Source organism: Pseudomonas sp. NFACC42-2, from assembly GCF_900116055.1.
Classification (GTDB): Bacteria; Pseudomonadota; Gammaproteobacteria; order Pseudomonadales; family Pseudomonadaceae; genus Aquipseudomonas; species Aquipseudomonas marginalis.
Genome location: NZ_FOZO01000013.1, coordinates 95,966 through 112,276, shown reverse-complemented (window position 1 = coordinate 112,276; position 16,311 = coordinate 95,966). Strand labels below are relative to the sequence as shown.

At 61.8% G+C, this 16,311-nt stretch carries 11 protein-coding genes and 1 pseudogene; 6 read left to right on the top strand and 6 right to left on the bottom strand.

Annotated elements, in window-relative coordinates; translation table 11 throughout:
* Window positions 1-30: 30 nt before the first annotated feature.
* Both BM416_RS31250 and BM416_RS31245 read right to left on the bottom strand, forming a co-directional pair.
* A complete protein-coding gene (locus tag BM416_RS31250) occupies window positions 31-894 on the bottom strand; it encodes a methyl-accepting chemotaxis protein (RefSeq protein WP_370671258.1) in 864 nt (287 codons plus the stop codon).
* Window positions 886-1,641 (bottom strand): annotated as a pseudogene (locus BM416_RS31245) (MCP four helix bundle domain-containing protein); the annotation flags it as partial. The pseudogene BM416_RS31245 and the gene BM416_RS31250, both read right to left, overlap by 9 nt.
* 291 nt (window positions 1,642-1,932) lie before the next feature.
* On the opposite strand from BM416_RS31245, the gene BM416_RS21380 reads away from it, so the two are divergent.
* Window positions 1,933-2,163 carry a hypothetical protein gene (locus BM416_RS21380; protein ID WP_003187970.1) on the top strand — a complete coding sequence of 77 codons (231 nt, stop codon included), beginning with the start codon at window positions 1,933-1,935 and terminating at the stop codon, window positions 2,161-2,163.
* Complete coding sequence (locus BM416_RS21375) at window positions 2,160-2,450, top strand: cell division protein ZapA (RefSeq protein WP_017526490.1); 291 nt, start codon at window positions 2,160-2,162, stop codon at window positions 2,448-2,450. Before BM416_RS21380 ends, BM416_RS21375 begins: the two co-directional genes overlap by 4 nt.
* Here the strand turns inward: BM416_RS21375 and BM416_RS21370 are convergent.
* Both BM416_RS21370 and putA read right to left on the bottom strand, forming a co-directional pair.
* Entirely contained in the window at window positions 2,447-4,249 is a 1,803-nt protein-coding gene (locus BM416_RS21370; protein ID WP_092489372.1) for an acyl-CoA dehydrogenase, read from the bottom strand. The genes BM416_RS21375 and BM416_RS21370 overlap by 4 nt on opposite strands.
* Before the next feature lie 153 nt (window positions 4,250-4,402).
* Window positions 4,403-8,356 (bottom strand): trifunctional transcriptional regulator/proline dehydrogenase/L-glutamate gamma-semialdehyde dehydrogenase, encoded by a 3,954-nt coding sequence (gene putA / locus BM416_RS21365; protein WP_092489371.1) that lies wholly within the window; start codon window positions 8,354-8,356, stop codon window positions 4,403-4,405.
* Between the two features lie 460 nt (window positions 8,357-8,816).
* On the opposite strand from putA, the gene putP reads away from it, so the two are divergent.
* The 3 genes from putP to BM416_RS21350 all read left to right on the top strand — a co-directional run bounded on the left by putP (window position 8,817) and on the right by BM416_RS21350 (window position 13,259).
* The gene (gene putP, locus BM416_RS21360; protein WP_027604965.1) at window positions 8,817-10,301 is read left to right on the top strand and encodes a sodium/proline symporter PutP; all 1,485 of its coding nucleotides are present in this window, start codon (window positions 8,817-8,819) and stop codon (window positions 10,299-10,301) included.
* Window positions 10,302-10,504: 203 nt separating this feature from the next.
* A complete protein-coding gene (locus BM416_RS21355; RefSeq protein WP_092489370.1) occupies window positions 10,505-12,559 on the top strand; it encodes a type VI secretion system Vgr family protein in 2,055 nt (684 codons plus the stop codon).
* Complete coding sequence (locus tag BM416_RS21350) at window positions 12,534-13,259, top strand: DUF4123 domain-containing protein (protein ID WP_092489369.1); 726 nt, start codon at window positions 12,534-12,536, stop codon at window positions 13,257-13,259. The genes BM416_RS21355 and BM416_RS21350 overlap by 26 nt, the downstream gene beginning before the upstream one ends.
* Here the strand turns inward: BM416_RS21350 and BM416_RS21345 are convergent.
* Window positions 13,245-14,522 (bottom strand): O-acetylhomoserine aminocarboxypropyltransferase/cysteine synthase family protein, encoded by a 1,278-nt coding sequence (locus tag BM416_RS21345; RefSeq protein ID WP_092489368.1) that lies wholly within the window; start codon window positions 14,520-14,522, stop codon window positions 13,245-13,247. The genes BM416_RS21350 and BM416_RS21345 overlap by 15 nt on opposite strands.
* A 175-nt stretch (window positions 14,523-14,697) precedes the next feature.
* Between BM416_RS21345 and BM416_RS21340 the strand changes: the two genes are divergently transcribed.
* Window positions 14,698-15,534 (top strand): 23S rRNA (adenine(2030)-N(6))-methyltransferase RlmJ, encoded by an 837-nt coding sequence (locus BM416_RS21340; protein ID WP_065940824.1) that lies wholly within the window; start codon window positions 14,698-14,700, stop codon window positions 15,532-15,534.
* 67 nt (window positions 15,535-15,601) lie between these two features.
* Here BM416_RS21340 and msrA read toward each other — a convergent pair whose 3' ends face one another.
* Window positions 15,602-16,249 carry a peptide-methionine (S)-S-oxide reductase MsrA gene (msrA, locus tag BM416_RS21335; protein WP_092489367.1) on the bottom strand — a complete coding sequence of 216 codons (648 nt, stop codon included), beginning with the start codon at window positions 16,247-16,249 and terminating at the stop codon, window positions 15,602-15,604.
* Window positions 16,250-16,311: the final 62 nt, after the last annotated feature.

Genomic DNA, 16,311 nt, shown 5'->3' with positions numbered 1-16,311 from the left:
CCCTCCCACATTTCAAGCCAGTGCAGGCAGTTAGAGGCGAAACCGCCCAACCATCCCATTCAAATCCACCGCCAGGCGCGACAGCTCACTGCTCGCCGCACTGGTCTGACTGGCGCCGGTCGCCGACTGCACCGACAGATCGCGAATGTTCACCAGGTTGCGGTCCACTTCCCGCGCCACCTGCGCCTGTTCTTCCGCCGCGCTGGCGATCACCAGGTTGCGCTCGTTGATCTCGACAATCGCCGTGTTGATGGTGTCCAGCGACATCCCGGCGCCTTTGGCGATGTTCAGCGTCGACTCCGCCCGTTCGGTGCTGTTGCGCATCGAGTCCACCGCGTGCTCGGTGCCGGCCTGGATACTGCCGATCATCCGCTCGATCTCGCTGGTGGACTGCTGGGTACGATGGGCCAGGGCCCGCACTTCATCGGCGACCACCGCGAACCCGCGACCGGCTTCACCGGCACGTGCGGCTTCAATCGCCGCGTTCAGGGCCAGCAAATTGGTCTGGTCGGCCAGGCCGCGAATCACGTCCAGCACTTTGCCGATATCGCGCGACTCATTGGCCAGTTCGCCGATCAGGGTGGCGGTAGCCTGCACGTCACCGCTCATGCGCTCGATGGCGCTGACGGTTTCCTGCACCAGGTCGCGGCCGTCGCCAGCAGACGTGGTGGCGTTGCGCGAGGCTTCCGAGGTGCTCACCGCATTGCGTGCGACTTCTTCGACGGCGCTGGTCATCTCGTTGACGGCGGTGGCGGCTTGCTCGATTTCGTTGTTTTGCCGGGTCAGGCCACGGGCGCTTTCGTCGGTGACGGCGTTCAGTTCTTCGGCGGCGGAAGCCAGTTGAGTTGCGGAGCCGGCGATGCGTTGCAGGGTGTCGCGCAGCTTGTCCTGCATCTTGGCCATGGCGGCGAGCAGGCGCCCGGCCTCATCGTTGCCGTCGACTTTGATCGGCCGTGTCAGGTTGCCTTCGGCGACTTCTTCCGCCGCTTCCAGTGCCTGTGAAATCGGCAGGGTGATGCTGCGGGTCAGCAGCCAGGCAAACAGCAGGGTCAGCAGCGTGGCGATCACCAGCAGGCCCACGACCAGGTTGAAGGCCGCGTTGTACTGGTCTTCGGCCTCCTGATTGGTGGCCAGGGCCATCTTGTTATTGAGGTCCAGCAGGCGCGTCAGCACGGCGTTGACCTGCTCGGAGTTGCTCAGCAATTCGGTGTTAAGCAGGCTGCGCAGCTCATCCACCTGGTTGGCCCGTGACAGGCTCTTCATGCGCTCTTCAATCTGATGGTACTGGCCCAACAGGCTTACATATTCGTTGTAGGTGCTACGTTCTTCGCTGCTTTCAATCAGTTTCTCGTAGACGCCCTGGGCTGTGCGGATCTGCTGGTTGCGCAGTTCGAAGGCTTCCAGGGTCTTTTGCTGCACATCCGGCTCGCGGTTGGTCAGCAAGCGGTAAGACAACACGCGCAGGCGCAGGGTCAGTTGGGTGAACTCATCCAGGGCGCGGATGCTTGGCACGCTGGACAAGGTGATGTCTTCGGTGGCGCCACGGATCTTGCTCATCTGGTTCAGGGCGAACACGCCTAGAAACAACATCAACGCGCCAATAAACGCGAAGCCGAGGAAGGCCCTCGGAGCGATATTCATATTACGAAGCGACATGCGGAAATCCTGGGAGAGGCGCAATCCGTGCGGTCATGAGATGGGGTGTGCCTCTCTATCGGGCGTACGACTAAAGTCTAGAGGGGGCTGTGCGTTTTTGTCGCATCTGACGAGGGGTTGCGCGGATTCAGGAACCAGATGGGGGAAATGCAGTCACTAAGGCTCGAAAGCGTGGCCCGGCCCTTAAAAAACGGGCTGCGCGCCAGGGATAACCCTGGCATCCGAGGTGAATTTTCTTTATCGTCACCGCCCTTTGAAAAAGCCCGAGAAATCAAAATGTTAGAAGCATCCCTCAGCCAACTGGAACAACTGGTCAGCGACCTGGTACAGCAGAATCAGGAGCTACTGGGCAGCAACGAATCCCTCAAGGCCGAACTGGCTCGCGCCAAGGATGAGAACGACAGCCTGCAACTGAACCTGATGGAACAGGAAGAAAAGCACGGCGCGACGGCAGCGCGGATCCAGGCGCTGGTTGAGCGCGTGAGCGCAGGCCCTGTCAGCGCATGAATGAAGGGATAAAGGTCGTTTCGATTCTCGGAGAGGATTACTCGATCAAGGCCCCGGCCGGGGAAGATAAAACCCTGATGCACGCCGTGACCATGCTCAAGGCCTCCCTGGCCACCACCAAGAAAAAGTACCCGACCCTGATCGGTGACAAGCTACTGGTGCTGGCGGCGCTGAACCTGTGCGCCGAGCAGATCGAAATGCAGCAGGCTCACCAGCAGGAACTCGACCGTTACCAAGAGCAAGTCAGCGCCACGGTCGAGGTGATTTCCAAGGCGATCCAGCCCTAGAACCACTCATCCTGCATCCCCAGGCACGTATCATCCCGTGCCTCCAGAATCGCCAGTTCATGATGGCAGCCCGGTACTTCCCAGGTCAGGAAATACCGGGCGGCCTGGAGCTTGCCTTTATAGAAGGCGACATCGGCCCCATTGCCCTTGGCCAGCCCTTCTTCGGCGCGAATCGCCTGTTCCAGCCAGCGCCAGCCAATCACCGTATGCCCGAATACCTTCAGGTACAGCGCCGAGTTCGCCAGGCTGCTGTTGACCTTGCCCTGGGCGAGATCCGTCAGCAGGCCGATGGTCACGCTTTGCAGGCGGCTGACCAGGTGCTCCAGCGGCTCTCTCAATGCCGTCAGGCCTGGATATTCCTGTGCCCGCGCGCCCGTGTCGGCGATCAGCCGGATCAGTTGCTTCAGGCCCGCGCCGCCGTTCTGCGCCAGCTTGCGCCCCAGCAGGTCCAGGGACTGGATGCCATGGGTGCCCTCGTGGATCGGGTTCAGGCGGTTGTCGCGGTAGTACTGCTCCACCGGGTATTCGCGGGTATAGCCGTGGCCGCCGAGGATCTGGATCGCCAGCTCGTTGGCCTTGAGGCAGAACTCCGAGGGCCAGGATTTGACGATGGGGGTGAGCAGGTCCAGCAGTTCATGGGCCTGTTTGCGTTCGGCCTCGGTTTCCAGTGTGGTGGTGTCATCGAACAGCCGCGCGGCGTACAGGCCCAGGTCAAAGGCACCTTCGACGTAGGCTTTTTGCGTCAGCAGCATGCGCTTGATATCGGCGTGCTGGATGATCGAGACCGGCGCGGTGCCTGGGTCCTTGCTGTCGGGCAAGCGGCCTTGCGGGCGTTCGCGGGCGTACTCCAGCGAATAGAGATAGCCGGCGTAACCGAGCATCACCGCGCCCATGCCGACACCGATGCGCGCCTCGTTCATCATCTGGAACATGCAGCTCAGGCCTTGGTGCGGTTTACCCACCAGATAGCCGACGCAGTTGCCGTTATCGCCGAAATTCAGTGCCGTGGACGTGGTGCCGCGCCAGCCCATCTTATGAAACAGCCCGGCCAACAGCACGTCGTTGCGCGCGCCGAGGCTGCCGTCGTCGTTGACCAGGAATTTGGGCACGATAAACAGTGAAATGCCCTTCACCCCGGCGGGCGCGTCCGGCAGCTTGGCCAGCACCATGTGTACGATGTTTTCCGACAGCGGGTGGTCGCCGCCGGAGATGAAGATCTTGTTGCCTTTGAGGCGATAGCTGCCGTCAGCCGCGGGCTCGGCGCGGGTACGAATATCCGACAGGGACGAGCCTGCGTGGGGCTCGGTCAGGGCCATGGTGCCGAAAAAGCGGCCTTCGATCATCGGTTGCAGGAAGCGCTGTTTTTGCTCCTCGGTGCCGAAACTTTCGATCAGGTTGGCGGCGCCCATGGTCAGGAACGGGTAGGACGTCGAGGCCGCGTTGGCGGATTGGAAGTGAGCGAAGCAGGCTTGGGACAGCAGGGTCGGCAACTGCATGCCACCGGCTTCGAAGCTGCGGGCCGCATTGAGAAAGCCGGCTTCCAGGAACGCATCCACCGCCGGTTTCACTTCCGGAATCAGAATCGCCTTACCGTCCTCAAAACGCGGTTCGTTCTCGTCGTTCTTGCGGTTGTGTGGCGCGAAGTACTTCTCGGCAATGTTGCGGGCCGTGCCGATGGCCGCATCGAAGGTTTCGCGGTTGTGCTCGGCAAACCGCTCGCGCTGGGTCAGGCCCTCGGCATCGAGGACTTCGTACAGCTCGAAAGCCAGATTACGGGAACTGAGCAGCGTCTCGGACATGGCGGCTTACCTTTGGGGGAATTGGCCTGAGTCTAAGTGCGCGAATAAAGACTGGATAGCAAGATTGATCTGGGTGATGAAGAGGCAGAACGCGGGGAGGGGAATTGAAATGTGATCAAATGTGGGAGGGGGCAAGCCCCCTCCCACATTCAGTTAGCCGATGGTCATCAGGCTGGCATTACCGCCTGCAGCCGCGGTGTTAACGCTCAACGCACGCTCGATCACCAGGCGCTCCAAGGCAATGGATGTCTCGCCCTGAGACAAACCATGTACCCCGACAATCGCCCCGCCACGCTGCGCCACTTGCTGGCACACCCCACGCAGTTGGTCGGAATCGCCGTGGTGCAGGACGGCGTCAAACACCACATCGTCCTTGGTCCAGTCGGCCACGCGCTTGATTTTCGCCTGAATCTCCTTCGGCAGGCGTGGGAGCACGGCCTTGGTCAGGTCGGTTTCCGGCCACACCGCCGAACCGCCGACGGCCAATACCGCCGCCAGTTGAGTCAACAGATCGCCTTCCACGTCCGCCAGGCACAGTACGTGCTCGCGGGGCAGGATGGCGTAGCTGTTGCGCTCGCCGGTCGGGCCGGCCAACTGACGGGTGATTCCGCTTTGGGACTGCGCGGCGAACTGGCTGCACAGCGCACTCAGCTCGCTGAACTTATTGCTGTCGGCCCAGGTTTTCAGGGCGGTCAGCGGTTGGCTCATGGCATCACGCAGACGTACGTCCGGTGCCGCCAGCTTGTCGCCACGAACGAAGGATTGCTCGATCGCATCGGTAGGACGGGTCGACAGCAAGCGGTACAGGTACAGCGGACCACCGGCTTTCGGGCCTGTGCCCGACAGGCCTTCGCCGCCGAACGGCTGCACGCCGACCACGGCACCGACGATGTTGCGGTTCACATAGACGTTACCGGCATTGACGTTGTCGATCACCTTGGCGATGGTCTCGTCGATACGGGTGTGTACGCCCAGGGTCAGGCCATAGCCGGAAGCGTTGATCTGGCCGATAAGCTGGTCGATCTCCTTGCGCTTGTAGCGCACCACGTGCAGCACCGGGCCGAAGATCTCCCGTTGCAGCTCGTCGAAGCTTTCCAGCTCGATCAGGGTGGGCATCACGAAGGTGCCGCGCTTGATTTCTTCGCCGTCGGCAATCGCCACCTGGTACACATTGCGGCCTTTGTCGCGCATGGCCTGGATGTGTTTCTCGATGCCGGCCTTGGCTTCGGCGTCGATCACCGGGCCGATGTCCACCGACAGGCGTTCCGGGTTGCCCAGGCGGCATTCAGCCATGGCGCCCTTGAGCATTTCGATCACGCGGTCTGCCGAATCTTCCTGCAGGCACAACACGCGCAGGGCCGAGCAACGTTGACCGGCGCTGTCGAAGGCCGAGGACACCACGTCGATGACCACTTGTTCGGTGAGTGCCGAGGAGTCGACGATCATTGCGTTCTGGCCGCCGGTTTCGGCGATCAGCGGGATCGGACGGCCCTGGGCATCCAGGCGTCCGGCGACATTGCGTTGCAGCAGGCGCGCGACTTCGGTGGAACCGGTGAACATCACGCCCTTGACGCGATCATCACCCACCAGGCGCGCACCGACGCTTTCACCCTGGCCCGGCAGCAATTGCAGCACGCCTTGGGGAATACCGGCTTCGAGCAGGATGCGCACGGCTTGTGCGGCGACCAGCGGGGTTTGCTCGGCAGGCTTGGCCAGGACCGGGTTACCGGCGGCCAGTGCGGCAGCCACTTGCCCACTGAAAATCGCCAGCGGGAAGTTCCACGGGCTGATGCACACCACCGGGCCCAGTGGGCGGTGGGCGTCATTGGTGAAGTCGTTGCGCGCCTGTACCGCGTAGTAGCGCAGGAAGTCCACGGCCTCACGCACCTCGGCGATGGCGTTGGCGAAGGTCTTGCCGGCTTCGCGGGCCAGCAGGCCCATCAGCGGCTGGATCTCGCTTTCCATCAGGTCGGCGGCACGTTCCAGGATCGCGGCGCGTTCGGCGGGCGGGGTGGCCTGCCAGATCGGGCCGGCGCTGATGGCGCACTGGATCGCGTTGTCGACGTCTTCGACAGTGGCTTCTTGCACGTGACCGACCACGTCACGCAGGTCGGACGGATTCAGTACGGGGGTCGCCGCTTGTTCGCTGGCGGCGCAACCGAGCATCGGCGCGGCCTTCCAGTTGTTGTGCGCGGTGGCGAGCAGGGCGCAGGACAGCGATGCCAGGCGGTGTTCGTTGGCCAGGTCGATACCGGCCGAGTTGGCACGGTCGCTGCCGTACAGGTCACGGGGCAGCGGGATACGCGGGTGCGGCAGGCCGAAGCCGCCTTCCAGCGTCGCCATCTGCTCGATGCTGGCCACTGGATCGGCCACCAGCTCCTGGATCGAGATGGACTGGTCGGCGATACGGTTGACGAACGAGGTGTTGGCGCCGTTTTCCAGCAGACGACGCACCAGGTAGGCCAGCAGTGTTTCGTGAGTGCCGACCGGTGCGTACACGCGGCACGGACGGTTCAGCTTGCCTTCGGAAACCTTGCCTACTACCTGCTCGTACAACGGTTCACCCATGCCGTGCAGGCATTGGAACTCGTACTGGCCGGGGTAATAGTTCTGACCGGCGATATGGTAAATCGCCGACAAGGTATGGGCGTTGTGCGTAGCGAACTGCGGGTAGATGACTTCCGGTACCGACAGCAGCTTGCGTGCACAGGCAATGTAGGAAACGTCGGTGTACACCTTGCGGGTATACACCGGGTAGCCTTCCAGGCCTTCGACCTGGGCGCGCTTGATCTCGCTGTCCCAGTACGCGCCTTTTACCAGGCGGATCATCAGGCGATGGCGGCTGCGGCGTGCCAGGTCGATGACGTAGTCGATCACATACGGGCAACGCTTCTGGTAGGCCTGGATCACGAAGCCAATACCGTTCCAGCCGGTCAGCTGCGGTTCGAAGCACAGGCGCTCGAGCAGATCCAGCGACAGTTCCAGGCGGTCGGCTTCTTCGGCGTCGATGTTCAGGCCGATGTCGTATTGCTTGGCCAGCAGGGTCAGGGACAGCAGGCGCGGGTACAGCTCATCCATCACACGTTCGTACTGCGCACGGCTGTAACGCGGGTGCAGGGCCGACAGCTTGATGGAGATACCCGGGCCTTCATAAATCCCGCGGCCGTGGGAGGCTTTGCCGATGGAGTGAATGGCTTGCTCGTACGAGGCCAGGTATTTCTGCGCGTCGTGTTCGGTGAGGGCGGCTTCACCGAGCATGTCGTAGGAATAGCGGAAACCCTTGGCTTCGAATTTGCTCGCGTTGGCCAGGGCTTCGGCGATGGTTTCGCCGGTCACGAACTGCTCGCCCATCAGGCGCATGGCCATGTCGACGCCCTTGCGGATCATCGGCTCGCCGCTTTTGCCGATGATGCGGCTCAGGGACGAGGTGAGGCCGGCTTCGTTATGGGTAGCGACCAGTTTGCCGGTCAGCAGCAGGCCCCAGGTAGCGGCGTTGACGAACAGCGACGGGCTGTTGCCCAGGTGCGGATGCCAGTTGCCGGTGCTGATCTTGTCGCGGATCAGCGCATCGCGGGTGCCTTTGTCCGGGATCCGCAGCAGTGCTTCGGCCAGGCACATCAGGGCTACGCCTTCCTGGGACGACAGCGAGAATTCCTGCAGCAGGCCCTGAACAATCCCGGCACGGCCGCCGGCACTCTTCTGATTGCGCAATTTTTCCGCAATCGAAGCGGCGAGCTTGTTGGTGGCTTCGGCCATTTGCACCGGCAGGCGGGCCTGTTCGATCAGCATCGGCACCACTTCCGGCTCGGGGCGACGGTAAGCGGCGGTGATCGAAGCGCGCAGTACGGATTGCGGCAGGATGCTCTCGGCGAACTCAAGGAAGCACTGGTGGGCGTGGTCGCTCTGGACTTCGCCCGCGTCGTCAGCGTCCTTGCTGCTCAAGCCGTTGAGCTCGGTCAGGGTTGCACCACCCTCGAGTTTCTCCAGGTAATTGAAAATCGCCTGCTTGATCAGCCAGTGCGGCGTGCGATCAATGGAGGTCGCGGCCGCCTTGAGGCGTTCGCGGGTCGGGTCGTCGAGTTTGACCCCAAGGGTGGTCGTAGCCATTTTCTTATCCTCATGGGTGCCACTACCGAGTGGCATCAGCTGGCGGCAAGATTAGCTTTGCTCAGGGAGAGGTGCAACCGGGTGCAACCCATTTTGTTGATGAATTTTTCGTCGTTTGATCGGAAAAAAATTGGCCGTCGACGGAATCCGCTTCGGCTTGGTGCATTTGCTTCTGAGATCGGCTGTTCTTGCTCCGAAAAGGAGCAAAAAAGGGACGTTTTGCGGGTTTTACACTTGGGTGCAACTTATTCCCAAGAAACTGGTTGCACCTTATTTGCTTTGTTGAATAGCATTCGCGCCCAAGGTGCAACCGGCTTTAGGGTTCGGTTCATCGGCTGGCGGCTTTCCTGGGGAAACGTCAGTCATAAATGCGCGGCACGCAGTTACGTTTACCTACTTCCAGTAGGTGGCCGTCTGACAGACCGCCGCTACATAAAAACAAAGCCAGGGCGTCACTCCTATGAGCGTTAGTAATCCAACCCTGATCACATTTGTGATCTACATCGCAGCAATGGTGCTGATCGGCTTCATGGCCTATCGCTCCACCAACAACCTTTCCGATTACATCCTCGGCGGTCGCAGCCTCGGGAGCGTGGTGACTGCCTTGTCAGCCGGTGCTTCCGACATGAGCGGCTGGTTGTTGATGGGGCTGCCGGGCGCGATCTACATGTCCGGCCTGTCGGAAAGCTGGATCGCCATCGGCCTGATCGTCGGTGCCTACCTCAACTGGCTGTTCGTGGCCGGTCGCCTGCGGGTACAGACCGAGCACAACGGCGACGCCCTGACCCTGCCGGACTACTTCTCCAGCCGTTTCGAAGATAAAAGCGGCCTGCTGCGGATCATCTCTGCGGTCGTGATCCTGGTGTTCTTCACCATCTACTGCGCGTCCGGCATCGTGGCCGGTGCCCGCCTGTTCGAAAGCACCTTCGGCATGTCCTACGAGACCGCGCTGTGGGCCGGCGCTGCGGCGACGATTGCCTACACCTTCGTGGGTGGTTTCCTGGCTGTCAGCTGGACCGACACCGTACAAGCCACGCTGATGATTTTCGCGCTGATCCTCACGCCGATCATCGTGCTGCTGGCCACCGGTGGCGTCGACACCACCTTCCTGGCCATCGAAGCCAAGAACCCCGACAACTTCAACATGCTGAAAAACACCACCTTCATCGGCATCATCTCGCTGATGGGCTGGGGCCTGGGTTACTTCGGCCAACCACACATCCTCGCGCGCTTTATGGCGGCGGATTCGGTGAAGTCGATCGCCAACGCGCGTCGCATCTCCATGACCTGGATGATCCTGTGCCTGGGCGGCACCGTGGCCGTGGGCTTCTTCGGCATCGCCTACTTCTCGGCGCACCCGGAAGTGGCGGGCCCGGTCAACGAGAACCACGAGCGCGTGTTTATCGAACTGGCCAAGTTGCTGTTCAACCCATGGATCGCGGGCGTGCTGCTGTCGGCCATCCTGGCTGCGGTCATGAGCACCCTGAGCTGCCAGTTGCTGGTGTGCTCCAGCGCCCTGACCGAAGACTTCTACAAGACCTTCCTGCGCAAAAGCGCTTCCCAGCTTGAACTGGTGTGGGTCGGCCGCTTGATGGTACTGCTGGTGGCCTTGATCGCCATCGCCATGGCCGCCAACCCGAACAACCGCGTCCTGGGCCTGGTGAGCTACGCCTGGGCTGGTTTCGGTGCTGCGTTCGGCCCTGTGGTGCTGATCTCGGTGATCTGGAAGAACATGACCCGCAACGGCGCACTGGCCGGGATCCTGGTCGGCGCGATCACCGTGATCGTGTGGAAGCACTTCGAACTGCTGGGTCTGTACGAAATCATCCCAGGCTTCATCTTCGCCAGCCTGGCGATCTACGTCGTGAGCAAGCTGGGCGCACCGACAGCCGGTATGGTCGAGCGCTTTGATGCGGCGGAAAAAGACTACAACCTCAACAAGTGATTTGCCGGGCGCTGAGCGCTCGATGAATTAAAAGAAGGCCCGCGTCCTACGGATGGCGGGTCTTTTTTTGCGTGCGATTCGAGCTGGACTGAGTAGGACTCCTACGTACACATGTAGGGTTTTACTGATTTATTTGGGCTGTGCCCGGCAGGGTGAGGCAGTGGTGCAGAATCTCCCGCCTACCCCTCGCAGAGAAACACCGGATGTTCGCTCCTGCCAATCAAAGTGCCTTTACCCTGACTCTTGACGGTGTGTCGAGTGAACTCAAGGTGTTTGAGTTCCGGGGTCGCGAAGCCATCAGCCAGCCGTATCGTTTTGATCTTGAGCTGGTCAGCGAACAGCCCGACCTGGACCTGGAAAGCCTGCTGCATCGCCCGGCATACCTGGGTTTCGACGCTCACGACCGTGGTATCCATGGCCTGGTTTATCGGGTCGCGCAGGGCGATTCCGGGCGGCGGCTGACGCGTTACCAGATCAGCCTTGTGCCGCAGTTGGCCTATCTCGCGCACAGCAGTCACCAGCGGATCTTCCAGCACAAGACGGTGCCGCAGATCATTGCGCAGGTGCTGGCAGAGCAGCGGCTCCATGCGGACCAATTCGAATTTCACCTCAGTGGCGCCTATCCCGAGCGCGAGTATTGCGTGCAGTTTGGCGAGAGCGACCTGGCCTTCATCCAGCGCCTGTGTGCCGAGCAGGGGATTCACTATCACTTCCAGCATTCGCCCGAAGGACACCTGCTGGTGTTTGGCGATGACCAGACCGTTTTCGCCCCGCCCGATCAGCCTACGCCCTACATGCCGGGCTCCGGGATGGTGGCGGATACGCCGGCCATCAAGCGCTTTGCGCTGCGGTTGGAAACCCGCACCACCGCGGTCAACCTGCGTGACTACGACTTTCTCAAGCCGAGCCTGGTGCTGGAGGCTGGCGTGGTCGGCGAACAGCTTCCACGGTTTGAGGCGCAGGCCTACCCCGGTCATTTTTCCGATCGCCCCCACGGCAAATACCTCGCGCAACGTGGCCTGGAGCGGCATCGTAGCGACTATCGAATAGCCCGTGCCAGCGGCGATGACCCTGCATTGAGCAGCGGCCGGTTCTTCAAGTTGACCGGGCATCCGCGGGACGAATGGAATGACGTGTGGCTGGTGACGCAAGTTACACGCGAAGGCAGGCAGCCCCAGGTTCTGGAGGAGGCTGTCACCGAGGTTGGCGGTGGAGATTTTCTTCAGGGGTATCGCAATGAATGTGTGGCGACTCCGTGGGACGTGATCTTCCGCCCGCCCTTGCCTGAGCAGGCGCGGCCGGTGTTGTCGGGTTATCAAAACGCAGTGGTGACCGGCCCCGTCGACAGTGAAATCCACTGCGACGAATACGGCCGGGTCAAGGTGCAGTTGGCCTGGGATCGCGCTGGGGCGCATGACGATCATTCCAGCTGCTGGCTGCGGGTGGCCAGCGGTTGGGCCCATGACCGCTATGGCTCGGTACTTATCCCGCGAGTGGGCATGGAAGTACTGGTGGGGTTCGCCAATGGGGATATGGACATGCCGCTGGTGATGGGCTGCCTGCCGAACGCGGCGACGCCGGTCCCCCTCGACCTGCCGGCAGACAAGACCCGCAGCATCTTCCGTAGTCAGAGCAGCCCCGGTGGTGGTGGCTACAACGAACTGCGCATCGAAGACCGCAAGGGCGCCGAGGAGATCTACCTGCGCGCCCAGCGGGATTGGACCCAGCATGTGCTGCATGACCAGCAGGTGCAGATCGACCATCAGCGCCGCATCAGGGTGGGCGGTGAGTCGCACCATGAGCTGCAAGGCGAAGAGCAGCGCATCACCCATGGCAACCGTTTGACGGAACTCAAGCAGGACGATCATCTGGTGGTCGGCGGTTCGCAGCAGATGCGGGCCGGGCGGACGATCCGGATGGGCGCCGGGCAGAGTGTCGTCATTGATGCGGGCGCAAGCGTGACAGTCCAGGCCGGTGGGCAGTCGATCACGCTGTCGGCAGAGGGGATTTTCAGCAGCACGCCCATCCAGCTGGGAGGCGCGCCTGCTCCGGCGGCGTCGCCATTGATGCCTGGGGTGAAAGCGGCGTTGCTGGCGGTTATACCTGCACCGCTGAGCCGGATACAGGTCGCCAGCCTGAAACGGAGCGCGCCGTTTTGTGAAGAGTGCCAACGCTGCAGTGACGGGCAGTGTGCCCTCCCATTCCATTCAACCTTAAAAGGAATTTACCCTGATGTCCCAACCCTTGAGCCCCGATGACTGGCTGGCACAATTCCCTCTACTCCCCAATGAGCGGCTTTACGTGGTACTGAGCAGTGCCAGTGACGCGAAGCCGCTGGCTGCGTGGCAAGTCTCGGCCGGAGGGACGCTGCCTCAAGCGATCTGGGCGGGCACGGCCTATGCCGGGTGGGATGAGGTGATGCCCTACGCAGGGGTTGTCGAACCCGACAGTGCCTTCCTCGATTGGATCGCAGCCACTGACGCTTCGGACTGGGGTTGGCTGGCGGTATCGTCCAGCCCGCTGGAAGTCGTGGTTGCTCACCTGCAAGGCCTGACCAAGATAGTGCTTCCCGATGAGCGGAGCGTATTCCTGCGCTTCTGGGATGGCGCCCAGTTTCTGCCGATTGTGCAGAAACTGGGCGATGAAATCGGCGCAGTACTGCCCGTGTTCCAGCGCTATCTGATCAATGGCCAGCCGTTGAGCGTGACGACGCCATCGGTCACTGCGGCCAAGGCCAGCCCTTGGTGGCGCGTGCCTGACGCGTTATTGGCGCACTTGGCCGCGCAGTCGCCGCAGACCCTGATCGACAACCTGCTGCAGTGGCTGGAAGAGCAGCGCCCCGACCTGTATTCCGCTTTCACGCCGGCGACCTTGCGGCACAAGGTCGTCTACTTCGCGCGCAGTGCGGAGATCAGCGCTGAAGCGCTGGCGGGCTACCTGGACTCAGAGTTGAGTTGAAGCCAGCGCCTGTTGCAGGTCGTCGATCAGGTCTTCGACCGCTTCGATACCCACCGACAGGCGGATCATCTCCGGCTTTACACCGGCCTTGGCCTGTTCCTCCTCGTTCATCTGTCGGTGAGTGGTGGAAGCCGGGTGGCAGGCCAGGGACTTGGCGTCGCCTATGTTGACCAGGCGCTTGAAGATTTGCAGGGCGTCGTAGAAGCGCACACCGGCATCAAAGCCGCCTTTCAAACCGAAGGACAGGATCGCCGACGGTTTGCCCTGCATGTATTTCTGCGCCAATGCGTGGTGCGGGTGGTCCGGCAGGCCGGCGTAGCTGACCCACTCCACCTCGGCGTGGCCTTGCAGGAATTGCGCGATTTCCAGGGCGTTTTCGGTGTGGCGCTCCATGCGCAATGCCAGTGTTTCCAGGCCTTGCAGCAAGAGGAAGGCATTCATCGGCGCCAATGCTGCGCCGGTGTTGCGCAGTGGCACGGTACGGGCACGGGCGATGAAGGCGGCGGGGCCGAATTTTTCGGTATAGACCACGCCGTGATAGGCCGGCTCGGGCTGGTTGAGGCCGGGGAATTTATCCGCGTATTTCGTCCACGGGAACGTGCCGCTGTCGACAATTACACCGCCCAGGGAGTTGCCATGGCCGCCGACGTACTTGGTCACCGAGTGCACCACGATGTCGGCGCCGAACTGGATCGGCTTGCACAGGATCGGCGTGGCCACGGTGTTGTCCACCACCAGCGGCACGCCGCGGGCATGGGCGACGTCGGCCAGGGCTTCGATGTCGATGATATTGCCCGCCGGGTTGCCGATGCTTTCGCAGTACACCAGCTTGGTGTTGTCGTCGATCAGTTCGGCGATGGCGGCGGCGCTGTCGTCCCGGGCGAAGCGCACCTCCACGCCAAAGCTCGGCAGCAGGTGGGCGAACAGGGTGTAGGTGCCGCCGTAGAGTTGCGGTGTGGTGACGATATTGTCACCCGCACGGGTCAAGGTCTGGATGGCATAGTGGATCGCCGCGCTGCCGGCCGAGACGGCCAGCGCCGCGATACCGCCTTCAAGGGCGGCAATGCGCTGCTCCAGCACATCGTTGGTGGGGTTCATTATGCGCGTGTAGATATTGCCGGGTACGTCCAGGTTGAACAGGTCGGCGCCGTGTTGGGCGTTATCGAATTCGAAGGCGACGTTCTGGTAGATCGGCACGGCGACGGCCTTGGTGGTCGGGTCCGACTTGAAACCGTGGTGCAGCGCGATGGTGGCGTCTTTCATGATTGTTATTGACCTCCCTGGAGTGGTGGATGGCCACAATAAATCCGCCTCGCCGTCGACATTTAGATTTTTTTCAACGGGCTGCCTGCGTTTGCGGCATAAGCACCGCCCGGCATGCGGCCCTGCACCTTTGCGCCCGTAGAAGGTAAACTTCGCCCCCTGCGCAGGAGCAACCATGAATTATCGTCACGCCTTTCACGCCGGCAACCACGCCGATGTCTTCAAACACCTGACCTTGACCCGCCTCATCGCCCTGATGTCGCGCAAGGAGCAACCGTTCGCCTACCTCGACACCCATGCCGGGATTGGCCTGTACGACCTGCAAGGTGATCAGGCCAATCGCACGGGTGAGTACCTGGAAGGTATCGCGCGTTTGTGGGGCGCCGACGATCTACCAGCGTTGACCGCCGACTACATGCGCGTGCTGCACGAGATGAACCCCGATGGCCAGTTGCGCTACTACCCGGGCTCGCCGGAGCTGGCGCGCCGCCTTACGCGCCCCCAGGATCGCGTGCTGCTCAATGAAAAGCACCCGGAAGACGGCGTGTTGCTCAAGGACAACATGAAGGGCGATCGTCGGGTCAAGGTTCATTTGGGCGAAGGCTGGCACGTGCCGCGCGCGCTGTTACCGGTGCCGGAAAAGCGTGCGTTGATGCTGATCGATCCGCCGTTTGAAAAACTCGACGAAATGCAGCGCTGTGCTGCGTCCCTCAAGGAAGCCGTCAGCCGTATGCGCCAGACCGTCGCGGCGATCTGGTACCCGGTGAAGGACCAGCGCATGCTGCGTCGCTTCTACCAGGACCTGGCCGGCACCGGTGCGCCGAAGTTGCTGCGCGTGGAATTGCTGGTGCATCCGCTGGACACGCCCAACACCCTGACCGGCTCGGGCCTGGCGATTGCCAACCCGCCGTGGGGCCTGGAAGAGGAGTTGCGCGAGCTGTTGCCGTGGCTGTCCAAGAAGCTTGGCCAGACCCAGGGTGGGTGGCAGATGGATTGGCTTATTGCCGAGTAACCAAGTCTGGTGCAAAACCAATGTGGGAGGGGGCTTGCCCCCTCCCACATTTTGATTCAGGTTGATCCTAGATCGGGCAAGTCACGCCGGTGCCGCCGATCCCACAGTAGCCCTGTGGATTCTTCGCAAGGTACTGCTGGTGATACGCCTCGGCGAAGTACACCGTTGGCGCCTCGTCGATCTCGGTGGTAATCACACCCAGGCCCGCTTTGGTCAGTTCAGCCTGATAGGCCTCGGCACTGGCCTGCGCCGCCGCCAATTGCTCAGGCGTGGTCGCATAGATCACCGAGCGGTACTGGGTGCCGATGTCGTTACCCTGGCGCATGCCTTGGGTCGGGTTGTGCAGTTCCCAGAACATCTTCAGCAGGTCTTCGTAGTTCACCTTGGCCTGGTCATACACCACCAGCACCACTTCGCTGTGGCCGGTCAGGCCCGAGCAGACTTCTTCATACGTCGGGTTCGGCGTGAAACCGCCGGCATAGCCGACCACGGTGCTGACCACGCCGTCGCGCTGCCAGAACTTGCGCTCGGCGCCCCAGAAACAACCCAGGCCGAAGATCGCGAAGCCGACGTCGTCGACGAATGGGCCCAGCAGCGGGTTGCCGTTGACGAAGTGCGTCTGCGGCAGGTTCATCGGGGTTTCACGACCGGGCAACGCTTGTTCTTGAGTAGGCAGCACGTTTTTGTTCACCAGAATTTCCGAGCGCAAGGCCATGAGCAGTCCTCTCGTCAGGTTGGGTTAGCGGTAAATTTCAGACAGCCAGTGTGCCCGAGTGT